This window comes from Janthinobacterium sp. GMG1 (assembly GCF_034427795.1).
Taxonomy (GTDB): domain Bacteria; phylum Pseudomonadota; class Gammaproteobacteria; order Burkholderiales; family Burkholderiaceae_D; genus Janthinobacterium.
The window spans coordinates 418,455-437,776 of the sequence record NZ_JAXQNT010000001.1; the positions used below are offsets into that span (position 1 = coordinate 418,455).

14 protein-coding genes are annotated in these 19,322 nt (G+C 64.8%); 10 read left to right on the forward strand and 4 right to left on the reverse strand.

Going from position 1 to position 19,322, the window contains the following annotated elements:
* Positions 1-24 precede the first annotated feature (24 nt).
* The gene (locus tag SJI03_RS01985; protein WP_322426085.1) at positions 25-1,413 is read right to left on the reverse strand and encodes a YfcC family protein; all 1,389 of its coding nucleotides are present in this window, start codon (positions 1,411-1,413) and stop codon (positions 25-27) included.
* A 9-nt stretch (positions 1,414-1,422) separates the two neighbouring features.
* Entirely contained in the window at positions 1,423-2,559 is a 1,137-nt protein-coding gene (locus tag SJI03_RS01990) for a succinylglutamate desuccinylase/aspartoacylase family protein (protein WP_322426086.1), read from the reverse strand.
* 201 nt (positions 2,560-2,760) lie between these two features.
* Between SJI03_RS01990 and SJI03_RS01995 the strand changes: the two genes are divergently transcribed.
* The 3 genes from SJI03_RS01995 (at position 2,761) to SJI03_RS02005 (ending at position 8,007) form a co-directional block, all read left to right on the forward strand.
* Entirely contained in the window at positions 2,761-3,762 is a 1,002-nt protein-coding gene (locus tag SJI03_RS01995; RefSeq protein WP_099376471.1) for a MurR/RpiR family transcriptional regulator, read from the forward strand.
* Positions 3,763-3,795: 33 nt separating this feature from the next.
* A complete protein-coding gene (locus tag SJI03_RS02000; RefSeq protein WP_322426087.1) occupies positions 3,796-6,591 on the forward strand; it encodes a TonB-dependent receptor in 2,796 nt (931 codons plus the stop codon).
* A gap of 162 nt (positions 6,592-6,753) precedes the next feature.
* Positions 6,754-8,007: a cyanophycinase gene (locus SJI03_RS02005; protein WP_099376473.1), complete on the forward strand. Its 1,254-nt coding sequence runs from the start codon at positions 6,754-6,756 to the stop codon at positions 8,005-8,007.
* Here the strand turns inward: SJI03_RS02005 and SJI03_RS02010 are convergent.
* Positions 7,998-9,200, reverse strand: coding sequence for a DUF418 domain-containing protein (locus tag SJI03_RS02010; protein WP_322426088.1), 1,203 nt, complete (start codon positions 9,198-9,200; stop codon positions 7,998-8,000). The genes SJI03_RS02005 and SJI03_RS02010 overlap by 10 nt on opposite strands.
* A gap of 8 nt (positions 9,201-9,208) precedes the next feature.
* Positions 9,209-9,811: a TetR/AcrR family transcriptional regulator gene (locus tag SJI03_RS02015; protein WP_322426089.1), complete on the reverse strand. Its 603-nt coding sequence runs from the start codon at positions 9,809-9,811 to the stop codon at positions 9,209-9,211.
* 208 nt (positions 9,812-10,019) lie between these two features.
* Between SJI03_RS02015 and SJI03_RS02020 the strand changes: the two genes are divergently transcribed.
* The 7 genes from SJI03_RS02020 (at position 10,020) to SJI03_RS02050 (ending at position 19,281) form a co-directional block, all read left to right on the forward strand.
* On the forward strand, positions 10,020-11,462 hold the full coding sequence (locus tag SJI03_RS02020; protein ID WP_322426090.1) for an IgA Peptidase M64: 1,443 nt from the start codon (positions 10,020-10,022) through the stop codon (positions 11,460-11,462).
* Between the two features lie 430 nt (positions 11,463-11,892).
* Positions 11,893-12,078, forward strand: a complete 186-nt coding sequence (locus SJI03_RS02025; RefSeq protein ID WP_322426091.1) for a hypothetical protein — start codon at positions 11,893-11,895, stop codon at positions 12,076-12,078.
* Positions 12,075-12,857 (forward strand): enoyl-ACP reductase FabI, encoded by a 783-nt coding sequence (gene fabI, locus SJI03_RS02030; RefSeq protein ID WP_199534228.1) that lies wholly within the window; start codon positions 12,075-12,077, stop codon positions 12,855-12,857. Before SJI03_RS02025 ends, fabI begins: the two co-directional genes overlap by 4 nt.
* Positions 12,858-12,867: 10 nt before the next feature.
* Positions 12,868-14,316 (forward strand): efflux transporter outer membrane subunit, encoded by a 1,449-nt coding sequence (locus SJI03_RS02035; protein ID WP_416208693.1) that lies wholly within the window; start codon positions 12,868-12,870, stop codon positions 14,314-14,316.
* Between the two features lie 18 nt (positions 14,317-14,334).
* The gene (locus tag SJI03_RS02040) at positions 14,335-15,408 is read left to right on the forward strand and encodes an HlyD family secretion protein (RefSeq protein ID WP_099376479.1); all 1,074 of its coding nucleotides are present in this window, start codon (positions 14,335-14,337) and stop codon (positions 15,406-15,408) included.
* Positions 15,409-15,410: 2 nt separating this feature from the next.
* A complete protein-coding gene (rbbA, locus tag SJI03_RS02045; RefSeq protein WP_322426093.1) occupies positions 15,411-18,155 on the forward strand; it encodes a ribosome-associated ATPase/putative transporter RbbA in 2,745 nt (914 codons plus the stop codon).
* A gap of 1 nt (position 18,156) precedes the next feature.
* A complete protein-coding gene (locus SJI03_RS02050) occupies positions 18,157-19,281 on the forward strand; it encodes an ABC transporter permease (protein WP_322426094.1) in 1,125 nt (374 codons plus the stop codon).
* Positions 19,282-19,322 lie beyond the last annotated feature (41 nt).

Here is a 19,322-nt window from a genome sequence, read left to right on the forward strand (position 1 = left end):
GCCACGGCGATGGTGCCGCCGTGCTTACTGCCAGTGCATCAGGCAGGGCGGAATCAGCAGCAGCAGCGCCAGCACCAGGTAAATCAGCTGCAGCGGAATCATCCACTTGGCCCACGTAATCCAGGGCACGCGCGCCAGCGCCAGCACGCCGACGGTGATGCCGGACGTGGGGATCATCGGCGTGGTGAATTCACCGAACTGGAAGGCCAGGATGGCGGTCTGGCGCGTCACACCCACCAGGTCGGCCAGCGGCGCCATGATCGGCATGGTGAGAGCCGCCTGCCCGCTGCCCGAGTGGATGAAGAAGTTGATCACCGACTGCATGAAGAACATCTTTTGCGCGGCGAAGACGGGGCTCGACGACGCCACCAGGGGCGTCAATGCATGCAGCATGGTGTCGATGATCTGCGCGTCGCGCGCCAGGATCATGGTGCCGCGCGCCAGCGCGATGACGAGCGCCACGCTGACCATGTCGCGCGCACCCTGCACAAAAGACGCCACCAGGCTGTCCATGTCGAGCCGGCCGACCAGGCCGACGATGATGGCCATCACCAGGAACAGGGCGGCGATTTCATCGATGAACCAGTCGTACTTGACGACGCCGATGACCATCGTCAGCAGGGTCGCCATGAAAATCCACAGCACGGCGCGGTGCGTGCGCGTCATGCCGGCAAAGCTGCTCAGGTCCAGTGTGTGCTCGCTGCGCTTTTCGATGTCGAGCAGGTAAGTGGGGCTTTTTTCCGGATGGCGCTTGATGCGCGCCGCGTACCACATCAAGAACACGATGCTGACCGCCGTGGCGATGGCCCACACGATCAGGCGGTAGCCGATGCCGGAAAAGATCGGCACGCCGGCGATGCCCTGCGCGATGCCGACATTGAACGGGTTCAAAAAGGCGGCGGAAAAGCCCACCTGCGAGCCGATGAAGGGAATCGACACGCCCGTGATGGTGTCATAGCCCAGGGCCAGGGCCAGCGGCACGAAGATCAGGATGAAGGGGATGGCTTCCTCGTTCATGCCGAAGGTGGCGCCGCCCAGCGAAAACATGGTGAAGAACACGGGGATGATGGCGGCGCGCACGAAGCGCGAACTGGTGTGCGCCTTGGCGATGGCCTTGATCAGCGAATCGAAGGCTTCCGTTTTTTGCAGCACGGCGAAGGCGCCGCCGACGATCAGCACGAAGCCGATGATCAGGCTGGCGTCGACAAAGCCCTTGATGGGCGCCATCATCAGGGCGGCGAGTCCCTGCGGCTTGTTGTCGACATAGTGGAAGGTGCCGGGAATGATCAGTTGCTTGCCGTTGACCAGCTGGGTGTCGAATTTCCCGCCCGGCACCAGCCACGTCGCCAGGGCGATCATGGCCAGGATGCCGCACAGCAGGACGAAGGTATTGGGGAGCTTGAATTTTCTCATGGGTGTCATTTATTGGCTCAGCAGGCTGCCGCCGCGGAAGGCGATGCTGCCCGCGACCTTGCCGACGTTCATGCCGCGCAGGACGTGGCGGTGGGCGCTGCGCGCAAAAAAGACACCGGCGACGGTGCAGCGCAAGGTCGTCGTTTCCCCGCTGACGGGATCGATCAGGTCGGCCACGGCGTCACCGGCGGCCAGCACCTCGCCCATTTCGCGCAGATACACCAGCACGCCGTGATGCGGCGCGAGGATCGGTTCCACGCCGGCCAGCGGCGTCGGTTCGCACTGCGGCGCGGGCAGGTCGTCGCCGGCGCCGGCTATCTCCAGCACGCCCTCGATGGCGAGAAAGCGCAGCAGGGCGGTGGCGTCGCGTTCGGCCAGGGCGTAGCTCACTTCCACTTCGCCGCGCAGTTCGACCGTGGTCGACAGGCAGGCGGCGGGAATCGGATAGCGGCCGCCGAAGTGCGCGTCGAGGTCCCACCACAAGCGGCTGCAGGCTTCGTCGAACGGCTCTTCGCCGGCCGCCAGTTCCAGCAGCACGGCGCGCGCGCCCAGGAGCGCGGACAGCGGCGCGATCTGCGCGGCCAGCGGCGTGCCCGTATAAATGTGCAGTGCCGCCTCGTTATCGCAATGCAGGTCGAGCACGATGTCGGCGTCGATCGCCATGCCCAGCAAGGTTTTCTTCAAGGTCTCCGCATCCGTGCCCGGCCGCCAGGCGGCGATGGCCGCGCGCGCATGCTCGCGTATCAGGGCCACGTTGGCCTGCGCATCCTGTCCCAGCAGGCCGTCGAGCGTGGTTTTCAGTTCATCGGCCACGTGGCGGTAGGCGCGGTTGAAGTTGATGCCGGTGGTCAGGTCGAAGCGGCCGAACGGCGCGCCATGGATAGCTTGCGCCAGGCCGATCGGGTTGGCGGCCGGCACCAGGATGATTTCGCCGTGGATCTTGCCCGCCGCTTCCAGCGCCAGCAGTTCGCGGCGCAGGAATTGCGACACCAGCATGCCCGGCACTTCATCCGCATGCAGCGCCGCCTGGATGTACACCTTCTTGCCGCTGCGGCTACCGGCGGCCGGACCGCCGAAGTGGAAGCTGCTCAATTGGCACGCTACGCTGGCGTGCGCGGTGGAGATGGGGTGCTGTTGTACTTGCATGGTGAATTCGCCCCAAAACGGGGCGCGGTTGATGGATTTCGGTCGATTATGTAGCAATATTTTCACGAAGTAAATCAATGAAAATCCTTTTACAAATATTTGTTGAGTTTTCTTTTTGATATGAGTACAGTAAGTTCCAGCGACCCGATTTCGCCTTCCGCCAGTGATCCGCAGTACCCCAGAATACAGGCCGCCAGTGATATGAGAGCATCCGCCAGTCCTGCACGCAGCAGTCCCCACACGCCACGGGTTGGCACGCTGTCGGCACCCGATGCCGCCTTCGCGCAGTCTCCGCTGGGGCAGGCGCTGATGCACGTGCTGGCCAGCGGCTCGGCTTCGCAGCGGCAGATCGCCGATTACCTGCTGCGCAACCAGATGCGGGTGACGGCGCTGGGCATCGAGGAACTGGCCGACAGCTGCCAGGTATCGACGGCCACCATCAGCCGCTTCGCACGCGATATCGGCCAGAAGAATTATTCGGCCATGCGCGGCGCCATGGCCGAAACCCTGCAATCGCTGTTGCAGCCGGTCGACAAACTGCGCCGCACGATAGAGCGGCGCGCGCGAGCCACCTCGCCCATCACGGAAAGCCTGGAATATGCGGCCGCGAACATTGCCGCCACGTCCGATGCCCTGTCGCCGCCCGCCATGCAGGCCGTGGTGCGCCGCCTGACGCGCGCCAAGGTCGTGTATGTGATGGGGTTTGGCCTGTCGGCCAACCTGGCCGGCATGCTGGTGCAGCATCTGCAGCCGTTTTGCCCGCATGTGGTGGAAGTGGTGGGCATCGGCGGCTCGGAAGTGGCGGCCGGCCATCTGGTCAACCTGACGGCGCACGACGTGCTGGTGGTGATCTCGTTCCCCCGTTACACGCTCGACTGCATCGGCCTGGCCAGCTTCGCGCGCGACCGCGGCGCCTGCATCGTGGCGCTCACCGATTCGCCTGCCTCCCCCCTGGCCGAACTGGCCGATCACGCGCTGTATGCGCAAAGCACGCATCCCGTCCTGCCCAGCAGCGCCAGCACGGCGCTGGCCATGATCGAGGCGCTTGCCGTGGCGCTGATGGTATCGAACAAGAAGAACGTTGAAAAAGCGGCCCGCCTGAGCGAAGTCATCGCCGCCTATCTGTACGGCGGCGAGCATGGCGTGTCGGGCACCCGGAAAACAGCAGCAAAGCAGCGCAAGGCAGTGCCGCAGTCATTATAAAAATCAGGGTTAACACCATCTGGGAGAGTTTGCATGCAAGCAGAAAAACAAGACGGCAGTTGCGTACTGCCACGCGAATCGGCGCTGGCGCAAGGCGTGCGCCTGGCGCTGGGGGCCTTGAGCGTGTCGGCTGCGCTGGGCATGCTGGCCGGCGGCGCGCAGGCGCAGGAGCAGACGCAGGATGAAGAGCCTGCACCAAAAAAAATGCAGCGCGTGGAGATCACCGGGTCGGCCATCAAACGGCTCGAATCGGAGACGGCGCTGCCGGTGCAGATCATCACGCGCGCAGAGATCGAAAAGGCGGGCGTGACGACGGCGGCCGAGCTGATGGCGCGCGTCTCGGCCAACGTGGGCGGCCTGACCGATGGCGCCAGCATCAATATCGGCGGCGACCAGCGCGGCTTCAACAGCGCCAACCTGCGCGGCGTGGGCACATCGTCGACCCTGGTGCTGCTCAACGGCCGGCGCATGGCCAATTTTGCCTCGCCCGGCGACGATGCGGGCGTGGACCTGAATAACATTCCCGCCGCCGCTCTGCAACGCGTGGAAGTGCTGCTCGACGGCGCCTCGGCCCTGTACGGCACGGACGCCATCGGCGGCGTCATCAATTTCATTACGCGCAAGGATTACCAGGGCGTGGAGCTGAACGTCTACGGCAGCCGCACCGATGAAGGCGGCGCGGGCAAGCGCACGGCCAGCATCACGGCCGGCACGGGCGACCTGGGCACGGATGGCTACAATATCTTTGCCGTGGTCGACCTGCAAAAAACCGACCGCCTCAGTTCCTCGCAGCGCAAGTTCATTCCGAACCTGCAGGTTCCGCAGCGCCTGGGGCATTTGCTGTCGAGTTTTACCAGCCCGGCGAATATCCGCCTGTCGGGGGAGCAGCGCGACTATTTGCAGGAGAATGGCTTCCTGCTCAATGGCCAGCCGATCAGCAACCGCCAGATCAATCCGTCGATCCCGAACTGTTCGCCGCCGGCCAACCTGTACCTGCGGGCGGGAACGGGCGGTGTCGATGCCTGTACCTATGACTACATGGGCGACACGGAACTGTATCCGAAGACGGACAAACAGAACCTGCTCACGCGCGGCGTGCTGAAACTGAGTAACGCCCACCAGCTGTACGCGGAAGTGGCGCTGAGCCGCTCGCGCAGCTATTACGTGGGCTCGTCGGCGCGTGTGATCGGCTATCTCGATTACAGCAAGGTGCCGCAGCTGGCCAATACCGGCCTCGATAGCATTGTCGACGAAGAAGGCAATCAGACTGCGCGCGAACTGGAGCTGCGCATGCGGCTGAACGAGGCGGGCATGCGCACCAGCCAGTTGACCAGCGAGAGCCAGCGCTTCGTGGTAGGCGCCAGCGGCACGCTCGCTGGCTGGGATTATGACGTGGGCTTCAATCACAGCGTCAATGTCGTGAAGGACCGCGATACGCATGGCTATGTCCTGTACGACAAGCTGTTGGAAGGCATCGCCTCCGGCGACATCAACCCGTTTGGCCCATCGAGCGCGAAGGGCAAGGCGCTGCTCGACAGCATCCAGGTCAATGACGAAGTACGGCATGCGCGCGGCACCATGGATGCGCTGGACTTCAAGGCATCGCGCGCGCTGATGGCCTTGGGGGGCGGCGACATGGCGCTGGCCGTGGGTGGCGAAGTGCGCCGCGAGCGCACCGAATTCCGTCCTTCGGCGTTGCTGATGAGCGATAACATCAACAACGACGCGGCGCCTGAAGGCGGCGTGGCCACCAGCGACAGCCGCAAGGTGCAAGCCATCTACAGCGAATTGCTGCTGCCGTTTACCAAGCAGTGGCAGGCGCAGTTGTCTGGCCGTTACGATCATTACCAGCAGGTGGGCGGCGCCCTCAGTCCGAAGATCGGCCTGACCTACATGCCCAGCAAGCAGGTGCTGCTGCGCGCTTCGGCCGGCAAGGGCTTCCGCGCGCCATCGATGTCCGACCTGCACCGGCCCACTGCCTACAGCAGCACGGCGACCCTGCCCGATCCCGTGTATTGCGCGAGCGAGAACAATGATTACTCCGTCTGCGCGGATAACTGGGATACGCGCCGCTACAGCAACGACAAGCTGAAACCGGAGCGCAGCCGCCAGTTCACGGCCGGTCTGGTGCTCGAGCCGAGCCAGCACTGGACCTTCAGTGCCGACTACTGGAACATCAAGCGCACGGACCTGATCAGCGAAATCGGCGACGACATCATCCTCGGCAACCTGGCCAAGTACGGCGACCTGGTACACCGCAACAAGGACAATGAGATCGACTACATAGAGCTGCGCAAGGAAAACCGCGGCGCGCAAAAAGCGACGGGCATCGATATCACGGCCGACCTGCATGGCGTGAAGACGGCCTGGGGACGTTTTGGCGCGCACCTGAGCGGCACGTACGTACTCGATTCGAAAATCCAGACCAGCCCTGGCGAGGTCTTTATCAGCAACCTCAATAAATTCGTCACGGACGGCGTGGTGCAGCGCTGGCGCCATACGATCACCCTCGACTGGGACAATGGTCCGTATTCGGCCAGCCTGTCGAACACCTATTCGAGCGGCTACGATGACCAGAATTCGGCCATCAATATCGACGATGGCAGCGTCGTCAAAGCAAACCGGGTGAAGGCCTACACGCTGTGGGATATGTCGGGCGCGTACGCCGTCAGCAAGCAGTTCAAGCTGCGCGCGGGCATACAGAATCTGTTCAATACCAGCCCGCCGTACTCGAATCAGGCCTACTTTTTCCTCTCCGGCTATGACCCGACCTACACGGACCCGCGCGGCCGGCGCTTTTATGCGAGCGCCAATTACAGCTTCAAGTAAGCAGTTTTACATAGAAACCCGGAGATACCGCAACAACGCTGTCATATGCAGCAAGTAGTATTGCAGTTTGATGCAGTTGGGTTGCAAGCAGCAGTATGGGCAGCAAGGGCGCGTTCCTGTATCAACAAGCGTGCGCCACTTTCCTTGTATTTGAAAGGCACCATGAAATCATCCGCAAGCCTGTATCACACCATCCGCGCCGCGCTGCTGTTCGCGCTCGCATTGTGCAGCGTCCATGCCGTGGCGGCGCCGGGCGGCAGCGCCATCGGCAGCGCGCCGCAGGGCACGCTCGTCATCATCGGTGGCGGCCTGCGCGCCGACAATGCCGAAGTCTGGCAGCGCATCGTCAAGTTGTCGGGCGGGCCAGGCGCGCGCATCGCCGTGCTGGCCTCGGCCGCGATGAACCCGGAAAAATCGGGCGAAAGCATCATCAAAAAGCTGAATCAATATGGCGCCGATGCCTTTTTCGTGCCGCTGGCCGTCAAGCTGGCCAATCGCGATTACCGCAAGGCCGCCGAAGACCCGGCCATCGTCACGCAGATCAAGTCGGCCAGCGGCATTTATTTTGCCGGCGGCGACCAGGGACGCATCACGCAAGCCTTGCTGCGCCCGGACGGCAGCCGCACGGCCGCGCTGGAAGCCATCTGGTCGGTCTACCGCAATGGCGGCGTGATTGCCGGTTCCAGCGCGGGCGCGGCCATCATGAGCACCACCATGTTCTACGATGCCAAGCCCGTGCTCGACATGCTCAAGATGGGCGTGACGGACGGCCGTGAAATCGCGCCAGGCCTCGGCTTCATCGGCAGCGATGTTTTCGTGGACCAGCATCTGCTGGTGCGCGGACGCTTTGCCCGCATGATTCCCGTGATGCTGAAAAAGGGCTATCACCTGGGACTGGGCATCGATGAAAACAGCGCCATGGTGGTCGACGCCATGCGCGACGTGGAAGTCATCGGCTACAGCGGCGCCTTGCTGATCGATCTGTCGGGCGCCATCAGCGACCGTGGCGTGAAAAATTTCAATATCAGCAATGCGGCCATCAGCTACCTGGACCGGGGCGACAAATTCAACCTCGTCACGCGCGTGTTTACGCCCTCGCCGGACAAGGCCGACAACAAGCTCGATCCGAACCAGCCCGACATGCGCGAACCCGTGTTCACCAACGATATCCTCGGCAATAACGCCGTGCTCGACCTGATGGGCAACCTGATCGACAATGCCCAGCAGGAGGCGATCGGCATCGCCTTCGGCAACCCGCGCGATCCGTACCCGGACCTGGGCTTCGAGTTCCGCTTCAGTAAAACAGTCAACAGCGTCGGCTACAGCTCGACCGAGGCGGAAGCGTATTCGGTGCTGAAGCTGCGCCTCGATATCCGTCCGATCCAGCTGCGCCAGCCCCTGTACCGCTACAAGTAAGCCGCGCGCTGGCGCCGCCAGCGCGGCCACGCGGCGATCGTCATGGCCCGCAACAGCCACTCGACGGGGCCATATGCATGGCCGCGCAACCACCAGCGGCTCAATGGCAGCTGCGCGCAAAAGATGATGGCGGCCAGCGCTAGCGCCCCCAGCGGCGACACACTCCCCATCAGCCGGGCGCCATATGCGAGGAACAGCACGGCGCAGATGGCTGACTGCAGCAGGTAGTTCGACAGGGCCATGCGGCCCGTGTCGGCCAGCAGGGAAAACAGCATGCCGTCGCGCAGACGCTCGAACAGGGCCAGCGCCAATGCCAGGTAGGCGCCCGCCAGCAGCGGCGCACTTGCCAGTCCCACGGCCAGTCCCGCCACCTGCCATGCCTGGCTATCCCCATATACGGAGGTCCACGCATAGAAGACGGCGCCAGGTAATCCCGCCAGCGCACCGGCCCACAGCAGGCGGTGGCGCAGCGGCAGATAATCGCTGGCGTGCAGCAGCATCTCGCGCTTGCCGGCGGCCAGGCCGCACAGGAACATGGCCAGCGCGCACGGTGCCTGCACCAGCAGCAGGACGATCCAGATTTCGCTCAGTTCGCGCAGGTGCTGATTGACGACGGCGGCCGGCGTGGCGTGGTAGGCGGCCAGCGCGCTTGCCGCCTTTTGCGCCATCGCCACGGCGTTGTCGGCGGTGTCGCCCGCCGGCTGCAGGCTTTGCAGCCAGGCCATGCCCGCCCAGAATGCCACGCAGACGGCAACGAGCATCAGCGCCAGGGACAGTGCCTGGCGTTCGCCGCAGCGGTGCAGCGCCAGCAGCACGATGCCCAGCAGGGCGTAGGTCGTGAGTATGTCGCCATGGAACAGGAACACGGCATGCAGGGCGCCGATCAGCCACAGGCCCGCTTGCCGGCGCAGCATGCGCGGCACGAACGGCGCTTCGGCGCGCGCAGCCGCCTGCATCTGCAAGGTGAAACTGTAGCCGAACAGGAAGGAAAACAGCAGGTAGAACTTGGTCTCGAACAGCAGCGCGACGAGGAAGTGCGTGGCGCGGTCCACGCCGCCGTGAAAGGCGGGATCGGTCAAGCCCAGGCCGAACCAGGGCGTGGCGAAGGCACAGATATTGACGACCAAAATGCCGAACAGGGCGCAACCGCGCAGGGCGTCGACGTCGGCGATGCGCGTGGGCCGGGTTTGCATGACGGCGCTCATGCCAGGGCAGGACGCAGGAAGCGCGCCAACAGCAGGTGCAGGCTGGCGCGTTGCGCCAGCGGTGCATAATCGGGATCGACGGCGACCCGGTTGAAGATGCCGTCGATCAGCGCGGCGATCCAGCTGGCCGTTTGCGCGGCGTCCAGCGCGGCGTCGACCTGGCCTCCTGCGGCGGCCTTTTCCAGCAAGGCTTGCAGGCCGCCGCGCAGGCTGGCGTCGTTGCGCGCCACCCTGGCCGCGATATCCGTGTCGCGCATCGCTTCGGCGGCAATGTCCAGCGCCAGTCCCGCAAAATCCGCGTCGGCCGCCAGCGCCAGCACCAGGTCCATGAAGTCGAGCAGGGCGCCGTAGGCATCGGCGCTGCCTTGCACGCCGGCGAAGTAGGCGGCTGTCTCGCTGCCTTCCTGGTCGACGATGGCGGCGATGATCGCTTGCTTGGTGGGGAAGTAATGAAACAGGTTACCGGGACTCATGCCTGCTTGCGCGCAGATGGCGGCGGTGCTGGTCTGGTGAAAGCCTTTGCGCGCAAAGCAATGGCGCGCGGCGGCGAGAATGGCGTCGCGGCGGGCCGCGTGTTTATCGGGATCGATGGTGCGCATGGACTTACCTTTAATTAATTGACTAGTCAGTCTAATATATGCCGATTGGCTCGCCTGGTCAAGCGAACCGGCTGAAAAGGGCGCTTTGCACGCTCGCTTCCTGTCGCTACAATGTGCCGCAGCGGTTTTTCCCGCGCCTGCCGGCAGGCCCGCCGATTGTTTGGAAAACCGTTCCCTTCACCTGTTTTTCTACCGTTTTAGGAATGACATGCAGCAGACTCCGATTCGATCCTTCCTCTGCGCGCTGGCGCTTGCCGCCGGCATCGTCCCTGCCGCGCACGCTGCCAGTGCCGCCCAGCCGGCCACCATGCGCCTCGATTACCAGCATAGCGGCAATGCGCTGGGCGAACACTATGCGGTCGAGCGCGTGCTGGTCGAGCCCCTGCCATGGCCGGGCAACCTGGCGCGTCCCATCGATGACAGCAATCGCGGCAACAACCTGCTGGAAGTGGTCGACATCAAGTCGGGCAAGGTGCTGTACTCGCGCGGCTTTTCCACCATCTTCGGCGAGTGGGCCAGCACCGATGAAGCGAAAACCACCACGCGCGCCTTCCAGGAATCCGTGCGCTTCCCGCAGCCCGAGCACCCCGTGCGCGTGCGCATCCTCAAGCGCGATGAGCGCGGCCTGTTTTCCGTGGTGTGGAGCACCGATGTCGATCCGGCCGCGCAGGACGTGATCCGCAAGCAGCCGCCGGCGCCCGTCAAGCCGATCCCGATCCGCATCAGCGGTCCCTCCAGCGACAAGGTCGACCTCCTGATCATGGGCGATGGCTACACGGCCGCCGAAATGGGCAAGTTCGAAGAGACGGCACGCAAGCTGGCTGACCATCTTTTCACCGTCTCGCCATTCCGCGAGCGGGCCAAGGACTTCAATGTGTGGGCCATGGCCGCGCCGACGCAGGAATCGGGCGTGTCGCGCCCTTCGACGGGCGTGCATCACGCGTCGCCGCTGGGCACGCGCTACGACATTTTCGGCAGCGAGCGTTATGTGCTGACGACGGACAACCGCGCGCTGCGCGACCTGGCGCAGTACGCGCCGTATGAGTTCATTGAAATCCTCGTCAATAATGATACCTATGGCGGCGGCGGCATCTTCGGCCAGTTCAGCACGGCGGCGGCGAACAACGACTGGGCCAATTACCTGTTCGTGCACGAATTCGGTCACCATTTCGCCGGCCTGGCCGACGAGTACTACACCTCGCCCGTGGCCTATCAGTCGAATGGCGAACGCCAGGAACCGTGGGAGCCGAACGCCACGGCGCTGCGCGATCCGGCCAGGCTGAAATGGAAGAACCACGTGAAGGCGGGCACGCCGCTGCCGACGCCATGGCCGAAGGAAGCGTACGACAGCCATGCGCGCGAATACCAGCAGCAGCGCGCGGCCCTGCGCGCGGCCAACCGTCCTGAAAGCGAAATGAGCGACTTGTTCAAGGCCGACCTGGCGTACACGCAGCAGCTGTTCTCGAAGGCGCCGCAGCGCCATGCGGTGGGCGCCTTCGAAGGCGCGAACTACGAGTCGTCCGGCTACTACCGGCCCGAGATGCAGTGCATCATGTTCGACCGCAGCGAGACGTTCTGCTCCGTGTGCCAGGATGGCATCAGCACCATCATCGACCTGTATTCGCGTCCCGCCCCGGCGCCGGGAAAATAAGACCGTCCAAGTCTGTCCTGTAATGCATGGTGGGCCATGTTGCAATGCAATAGCATGGCCCCCTTTTCTCCTCTCTCCTAGCGCCTGTCTTCCGCCACTGCCCAGCGCCGCTTGTTTTCCAGGCAATACCAATTGTCGCTCGCAGGCGCGCCTTTCTTTTTGCCAGCCCAGTGATATTATCAAATCAATATGCCCACACGCTTGCCTGAAAAATATTTCATTTAGATAATATTGAGGTAAAATTTGATTTACATCAATGTTGCATTGCCGCAATCGCACTTATAGTTGACCTAGCTCAAAGCGTCATGGAATGCGGATCGGACTCATCACGAATCACGCGTCTAAATGCTGTAGAGTAATTTCGCCCCGTACCAGTTCCTCGAGAATGCACTGGTGCTGGCCTCGAATTTCAGTGACGGAAGCCCGATTCATGAAGATGCAGATCCCCGCGCCTGACGCGTGCAGTACCTTACATCCCCACACTCCCATTGCCTTGCCGTATGCGCGCGCCGGTGGCGTTACGCTGGCCGCTTGCGCCGCCGCCATGCGCGCCGGCGGGGTGCGCTGCGTGCATGCGGCCACGCCGTGGCCCGCCCTGCGTCCAGTCCCGGCATGACGGCCGACTTGCGGCACTTGCCTTTGCAGGGCAAGCGGGGCTTGGTGGTGGGCATCGCCAACACGCAAAGCATCGCCTGGGGCTGCGCCAGCGCCCTGCGCGCGGCAGGCGCCGAACTGGCCGTGACCTGGCTCAATGACAAGGCCAGGCCGCACGTGGAGCCGCTGGCGCAGCAAGTGCAGGCGGCCATCATGGCGCCGCTCGACGTGGGCATGCCGGGTCAATTGGAGGCGCTGTTCGCGCAGATCGAACGGCAGTGGGGGCGGCTCGATTTCGTCGTCCATTCCATCGCCTATGCGCCGAAGCAGGACTTGCATGGCCGCGTGACGGACAGTTCGGCCGACGGCTTTGCGCAGGCGATGGATATCTCCTGCCACTCTTTCATGCGCATGGCGAAGCTGGCCGAACCGCTGATGCTGGACGGCGGCAGCTTGATGACCATGAGTTATCTGGGTGCGGAGGAAGTCATCGCCGACTATGGCCTGATGGGGCCCGTAAAAGCGGCGCTGGAAGCGTCGGTGCGCTACCTGGCGTCCGAACTGGGCCCGCAAGGCATCCGCGTCAACGCCATTTCGCCGGGACCACTGGAGACGCGCGCCGCTTCCGGCATCGCCCATTTCGACCGCCTGATGGCCGACGCCATCGAACGCTCGCCCATGCGGCGCCTGGCCACCATCGAGGACGTGGGCGCGCTGTGCGCCTTCCTCGCCGGCGACGGCGCGCGCGCCATCACGGGCGGCACCCTGTATGTCGATGGCGGCTACAACATTCTGAATTGACTGGAAGAAGATGACCATGGCTGTTTCTACTTTGCCCAACCGCGCCATGATGGCTGCGCTGGCCGCCACGCTGGCCCTGGCCGGCTGCGCCTCGATGGCGCCGCCGTATGCGCCACCGCCGCTGCCCGTGGCTACGCAGTATCCGGAGGCCGATCCTGCCGGCGCGCCCGCGCCCGACGTCGCCTGGCAAGCCTACTTTGCCGACCCGCGCCTGCAGGCGCTGATTGCGCAGGCGCTGGCCAGCAACCGCGACATCCGCATCGCCGCCCTGCGCGTGGAAGAGGCGCGCGCCGCGTATGGCATCCAGCGCGCCGAACAATTTCCCACCATCGCGCTGGGCGCCTCCGGCAGCCGCGCGCGTGTACCGGCTGACCTGAGCCCGACGGGCCGCGCCATGACGAGCGCGCAGTACCAGGCGGGCTTGAACGTGAGCGCCTGGGAACTCGATTTCTGGGGCCGGGTGCGCAGCCTGAAGGACAGCGCCCTGCAAACCCTGCTGGCCAGCGACGAGGCGCGTCGCGCCGTCGGCGTGGCCCTGGTGGCGCAGGTGGCCAATGGCTACCTGGGCTTGCGCGAACTTGATGAGCGGGTGGCGCTGGCGCGTGCCACGGTCGACAGCCGCGCCGAATCGCTGCGCATCTTCACGCGCCGCTTTGAAGTCGGGTCGATTTCCAAGCTGGACCTGACGCAGGTGGAAACCCTGCTCAGCCAGGCCTTGTCGCTGTCGGCCCAGCTGGAACAGGCGCGCGCCGTGCAGGCGCATGCGCTGGCCCAGCTGGTGGGCGGTCCCGTCGACCTGACGTCGGTGGCTGGTGAGGTGCACCGCTTCGACGACGCCAGCGTGCTGCAGCCGCTGCATGCGGGCTTGCCCTCGGCTTTGCTCACGCAGCGTCCCGACCTGATCGCGGCTGAACACCAGCTGCGCGCCGCGCAAGCGAATATCGGCGCCGCGCGCGCCGCCTTCTTCCCGACGATATCCCTGACGGCGGCCTACGGCACGGCCAGCGCGGAATTGAACGGCCTGTTCGATTCCGGCAGCGGCGCCTGGAATCTCGCGCCGCGCCTGGTGCTGCCGATCTTTGACGCGGGCCGCCTGCGCGCCAATATGGACCTGGCCGAGGTGCGCCGTGACGTGGCCGTGGCCAACTACGAAAAAAGCGTGCAGGGCGCCTTCCGCGAAGTGGCCGATGCGCTGTCGAACCGGCGCTGGCTGGCGTTGCAGGTCGACATCGGCAAGACGACGCTGGCCGCGCAGAGCGAACGGGCGCGCCTGGCCAAGCTGCGCTATGACAATGGCGCCGCGCCCTACCTGGAAGTGCTCGATGCGCAGCGCGACCTGCTGACGGTGGAGCAGCAGCTGGTGCAGACGCGCCGCGCGCTGCTCTCGAGCCAGGTCAGCCTGTATGCCGCGCTGGGCGGCGGCGCACCCGTCGCCTCCGCCGCCGCTTCCACCCACTAATTTGATCGCCCCGATACCATGAATGCTCAATTGAAGAAAAAACTCATCCCCGCGGCGCTGGTCGTGGCCGTTCTCGTGCTGGGCTATGTGGCCTGGCAAAAAATGCGCCCCACGGGCCCTGGCGAAGGTTTTGTCAGCGGCAATGGCCGCATCGAAGCGACGGAAGTCGACGTCGCCACCAAGCTGGCGGGCCGGGTCAAGGAGATCCTCGTGCGCGAGGGCGACTTCGTCAAGGCGGGCCAGCCGCTGGCCAGCATGCAGGTCGATTCGCTGACGGCCCAGCGCGACGAGGCGCGCGCGCGCCAGCAGCAGGCGCTGGACGCCGTGGTCGGCGTGCAGGCGCAGGTGGCCGTGCGCGAAAGCGACAAGGCGGCCGCGCTGGCCATGGTGGCGCAGCGTGAAAGCGAACTCGATGCGGCCAAGCGCCGCCTGGCCCGCTCGGAAACCTTGTCGAAAGAGGGCGCTTCCTCGGTGCAGGAACTCGACGACGACCGCGCCCGCGTGCGCAGCGTGGCCGCCGCCCTGAATGCGGCCAAGGCGCAAGTGACGGCGGCGCAGGCGGCCATCGACGCGGCAAAAGCGCAGGTGGTCGGCTCGCGCTCCGCCGTCGTGGCGGCCGAGGCGACGACGGCGCGCATCGATGCCGACCTGGCCGATGGCCAGCTGGCGGCGCCGCGCGACGGCCGCGTGCAATACCTGGTGGCGCAGCAGGGCGAAGTGCTGGCCGGCGGCGGCAAGGTGCTCAACCTGGTCGACCTGTCGGACGTCTACATGACCTTCTTCCTGCCCGAAACGGCGGCCGGCAAGGTGGCGCTGGGCGGCGAAGTGCGCATCATCCTCGATGCGGCGCCGAACTATGTGATTCCCGCGACGATCTCGTTTGTCGCCGCCAGCGCGCAGTTCACGCCGAAAACGGTGGAAACGGCCAGCGAGCGCCAGAAGCTGATGTTCCGCGTGAAAGCGCAGATCAGCCGCGAGCTGCTGCAAAAACACCTGGCGCTGGTGAAAGTGGGCTTGCCCGGCGTGGCCTGGGTGCGTCTCGATGCCAAGCAGGCATGGCCCGCTGAACTGACGGCCAAGGTCCCGCAGTGACTGTGGCTTCCACTTCCCCAGTCGTCAGCATCAAGGGCGTCAGCCAGCATTACGGCAAGACGGTGGCGCTAGCCGCCATCGATCTCGATGTGCCGGCCGGCTGCATGGTGGGCTTGATCGGGCCCGATGGCGTGGGCAAATCGAGTTTGCTGTCGCTGGTGGCCGGCGCGCGCGCCGTGCAGCAGGGCACAGTGATGGCGCTGGGCGGCGACATGCGCGATGCGCGCCACCGCGACGAGGTCTGTCCGCGTATCGCCTACATGCCGCAAGGCCTGGGCAAGAATCTGTATCCGACCCTGTCGGTCGAGGAAAACCTGCAGTTCTTCGCGCGCCTGTTCGGCCACGACGCGGCCGAACGCCGGCGCCGCATCGACCAGCTGACCCGCAGCACGGGCTTGCAGCCGTTCCTGGCGCGTCCGGCGGGCAAGCTGTCGGGCGGCATGAAGCAGAAGCTGGGCCTGTGCTGCGCCCTGATCCACGATCCCGACCTGCTCATTCTCGATGAACCGACCACCGGCGTCGATCCGCTGGCGCGGGCCCAGTTCTGGGACCTGATCGCCGGCATCCGCGTGCAGCGCCCGCAAATGAGCGTGATGGTGGCCACGGCCTACATGGACGAGGCGCAGCGCTTCGATTGGCTGGTGGCCATGGATGACGGCAAGGTGCTCGATACGGGCACGCCGGCCGAACTGCTGGCGCGCACGCAAAGCGATACCCTGGAATCGGCCTTCATCAAGCTGCTGCCCGAAGCCAAGCGCGCCGGCCACCAGCCCGTCGTCATCACGCCGCTGGACGCCGCCAGCGCGCAGGACGTCGCCATCGAGGCGCAGGACCTGACCATGCGCTTCGGTGACTTCACGGCCGTCGACCATGTGAATTTCCGCATCGGCCGTGGCGAGATATTCGGCTTTCTCGGTTCGAACGGCTGCGGCAAGTCGACCACCATGAAGATGCTCACGGGCCTGTTGCCGGCCACGGAAGGCAAGGCCTGGCTGTTCGGCAAGGAGGTCGACTCCAGCGATATCGACACGCGCCGCAGGGTCGGCTACATGTCGCAGGCATTCTCTCTGTACAGCGAGCTGACGGTGCGCCAAAACCTGGTGCTGCACGCGCGCCTGTTCCACGTGCCTGAGGGCGAGATACCTGCGCGCATCGACGAGATGGCGCAGCGCTTCGATTTGCGCGCGGTGATGGACGACTTGCCTGACAGCCTGCCGCTGGGGATCCGCCAGCGGCTGTCGCTGGCCGTGGCCATGGTACACAAGCCGGAAATGCTGATCCTCGACGAGCCGACGTCCGGCGTCGACCCCATCGCGCGCGACAATTTCTGGCGCCTGATGATCGAGCTGGCGCGGCGCGACCACGTCACCATTTTCATTTCCACCCACTTCATGAACGAGGCCGAGCGCTGCGACCGCATCTCGCTGATGCACGCGGGTAAAGTGCTGGTCAGCGATGCGCCGGCCGAACTGGTGCGCAAGAAGGGCGCGCCATCGCTGGAAGCGGCCTTCATCGCCTACCTGGAAGAGGCGGGCGGCGGCACGGCAGCGGCGACGCAGGAAAGCGAGGCGCCGGGCCAAAAGGCGGCAGTGCAGGCGCCACAGCAGAAGCACCAGCGCAGCCGCTTCAGCCTGGGCCGCATGCTCAGCTACATGTGGCGAGAGACGCTGGAATTGCGCCGCGATCCCGTGCGCCTGACCCTGGCGCTGGGCGGCTCCGTGCTGCTGCTGTTCGTCATCGGCTTCGGCATCAGCCTGGACGTCGAAGACCTCAGTTATGCGGTGCTTGACCACGACCAGACGACGTTGAGCCAGAATTACACGAACAACCTGGCCGGTTCTCGCTACTTCATCGAACGCCCGCCCTTGCGCGACTATGCCGATATCGACAAGCGCATGCGCAGCGGCGAACTGTCGCTGGCCATCGAAATCCCGCCCGGCTTCGCGCGCGACGTGCAGCGCGGCGCGCCGGCCCAGGTGGGCGCGTGGATCGATGGCGCCATGCCGATGCGCGCGGAAACCGTGCAGGGCTACGTGCAGGGCATGCACCAGCTATGGCTGGCCGACCAGGCCTTGCACCGTTACGGTATCAAGATGAACAATCCGGTCGCCATCCAGACCCGCTACCGCTACAACCCGGACGTGAAAAGCCTGCCGGCCATGGTGCCGGCCGTGATTCCCTTATTGCTGCTGATGCTGCCGGCCATGCTGGCGGCGCTGTCCGTGGTGCGCGAAAAGGAACTCGGTTCCATCATCAACCTGTACGTGACGCCCGTCACGCGCCTGGAATTCTTGCTTGGCAAGCAGGTGCCGTATGTGGCGCTGGCCATGTTCAACTTCCTCCTCATGGCGCTGCTGGCGGTGACCGCCTTCGGCGTGCCGGTCAAGGGCAGCTTGCTGACCTTGATCGGCGCCACCTTCATCTTCAATGTCTGCGCCACCGGCATCGGCTTGTTCGCCTCGACGTTTACGCGCAGCCAGATCGCGGCCCTGTTCGTGACCATGATCGGCACCATGATCCCGGCCATCCAGTTTTCCGGCCTGCTCAATCCCGTCTCGTCGATGGAAGGCGTGGGCAAGGCCATCGGCCTGATGTACCCGGCCACGCACATGCTCAATATCAGCCGGGGCGTGTTCAACAAGGCGCTGGGATTTGGCGACTTGCACGCCTCGTTCTGGCCATTGATCATCGCCATTCCCGTGATCCTCGGCGTGACGGTGGCGCTGCTGAAGAAACAGGAGAGCTGATATGCGGCATCTTGAAAATATCTACCGCCTGGGCGTGAAGGAAATCTGGAGCCTGATCCGCGATCCCATGATGCTGATCCTGATCCTCTACACGTTCACTTTGGCCATCTACGTGGCCGCCACGGCCAAGCCGGAAACCCTGCACATGGCCTCGATCGCCATCGTCGACGAGGATGGCTCGCCCCTGTCCGGGCGCATCGCCTCGGCCTTCTTCCCGCCGCAATTCACGCCGCCGGCCATGATCAACCAGGGCCAGGTCGATGCGGGCCTGGACGCGGGCCAGTACACCTTCGTGCTGACGATACCGCCCAAGCTGCAGGCGGACGTGCTGGGCGGGCGCCACGCGGAGCTGCAGCTGAACGTGGACGCCACGCGCATGAGCCAGGCTTTCAGCGGCAGCGGCTACATCCAGCAGATCGTCGCCGGCGAGATATCGGAATTCGCCAAGCGCTACCGGGGCGCGACCGTCTCGCCGGTGGAGCTGGTGATGCGCGCGCGCTTCAATCCGTCGCTGAGCCAGGCGTGGTTTGGCTCGCTGATGGAGCTCATCAACCAGGTGACGATGCTGTCGATCATTTTGACGGGGGCGGCGCTGATACGCGAGCGCGAACACGGCACCATCGAGCACTTGCTGGTGATGCCCGTGACGCCGGCCGAGATCATGCTGGGCAAGGTCTGGTCGATGGGTCTCGTGGTGCTGCTGGCCGCCGCCCTGTCGCTGAACCTGGTGGTGCGCGGCATGCTGCTCGTGCCCATCGAAGGCTCGATCGCGCTGTTCCTGTGCGGCGCGGCCCTGCACCTGTTTGCCACCACGTCGATGGGCATTTTCCTCGCCACCGTGGCGCGCAGCATGCCGCAATTCGGCATGCTGTTGATCCTCGTGCTGCTGCCGCTGCAGATGCTCTCGGGCGGCAGCACGCCGCGCGAAAGCATGCCCCAGCTTGTGCAGAACATCATGCTGATCGCCCCGACCACGCATTTCGTCGAACTGAGCCAGGCGATCCTGTACCGGGGCGCCGGCATTGACGTGGTGTGGAAGCCGTTCCTGGCCTTGCTGGCCATCGGCACGGCCTTGTTTACCTTTGCGCTGGCGCGCTTTCGCAAGACCATCAGCCAGATGGCGTAGCCCCCGCGCCGGAATGGTCCGGCGTTTTTTGCATGAAAAGG

Excerpts from the sequence above, each read along its gene's own strand:
- SJI03_RS01985 (WP_322426085.1), bottom strand. The coding sequence starts at position 1,413 with ATGAGAAAATTCAAGCTCCCCAATACCTTCGTCCTGCTGTGCGGCATC.
- SJI03_RS01990 (WP_322426086.1), bottom strand. The coding sequence starts at position 2,559 with ATGCAAGTACAACAGCACCCCATCTCCACCGCGCACGCCAGCGTAGCG.
- SJI03_RS01995 (WP_099376471.1), top strand. The coding sequence starts at position 2,761 with ATGAGAGCATCCGCCAGTCCTGCACGCAGCAGTCCCCACACGCCACGG.
- SJI03_RS02000 (WP_322426087.1), top strand. The coding sequence starts at position 3,796 with ATGCAAGCAGAAAAACAAGACGGCAGTTGCGTACTGCCACGCGAATCG.
- SJI03_RS02005 (WP_099376473.1), top strand. The coding sequence starts at position 6,754 with ATGAAATCATCCGCAAGCCTGTATCACACCATCCGCGCCGCGCTGCTG.
- SJI03_RS02010 (WP_322426088.1), bottom strand. The coding sequence starts at position 9,200 with ATGCAAACCCGGCCCACGCGCATCGCCGACGTCGACGCCCTGCGCGGT.
- SJI03_RS02015 (WP_322426089.1), bottom strand. The coding sequence starts at position 9,811 with ATGCGCACCATCGATCCCGATAAACACGCGGCCCGCCGCGACGCCATT.
- SJI03_RS02020 (WP_322426090.1), top strand. The coding sequence starts at position 10,020 with ATGCAGCAGACTCCGATTCGATCCTTCCTCTGCGCGCTGGCGCTTGCC.
- SJI03_RS02025 (WP_322426091.1), top strand. The coding sequence starts at position 11,893 with ATGAAGATGCAGATCCCCGCGCCTGACGCGTGCAGTACCTTACATCCC.
- fabI (WP_199534228.1), top strand. The coding sequence starts at position 12,075 with ATGACGGCCGACTTGCGGCACTTGCCTTTGCAGGGCAAGCGGGGCTTG.
- SJI03_RS02035 (WP_416208693.1), top strand. The coding sequence starts at position 12,868 with ATGACCATGGCTGTTTCTACTTTGCCCAACCGCGCCATGATGGCTGCG.
- SJI03_RS02040 (WP_099376479.1), top strand. The coding sequence starts at position 14,335 with ATGAATGCTCAATTGAAGAAAAAACTCATCCCCGCGGCGCTGGTCGTG.
- SJI03_RS02050 (WP_322426094.1), top strand. The coding sequence starts at position 18,157 with ATGCGGCATCTTGAAAATATCTACCGCCTGGGCGTGAAGGAAATCTGG.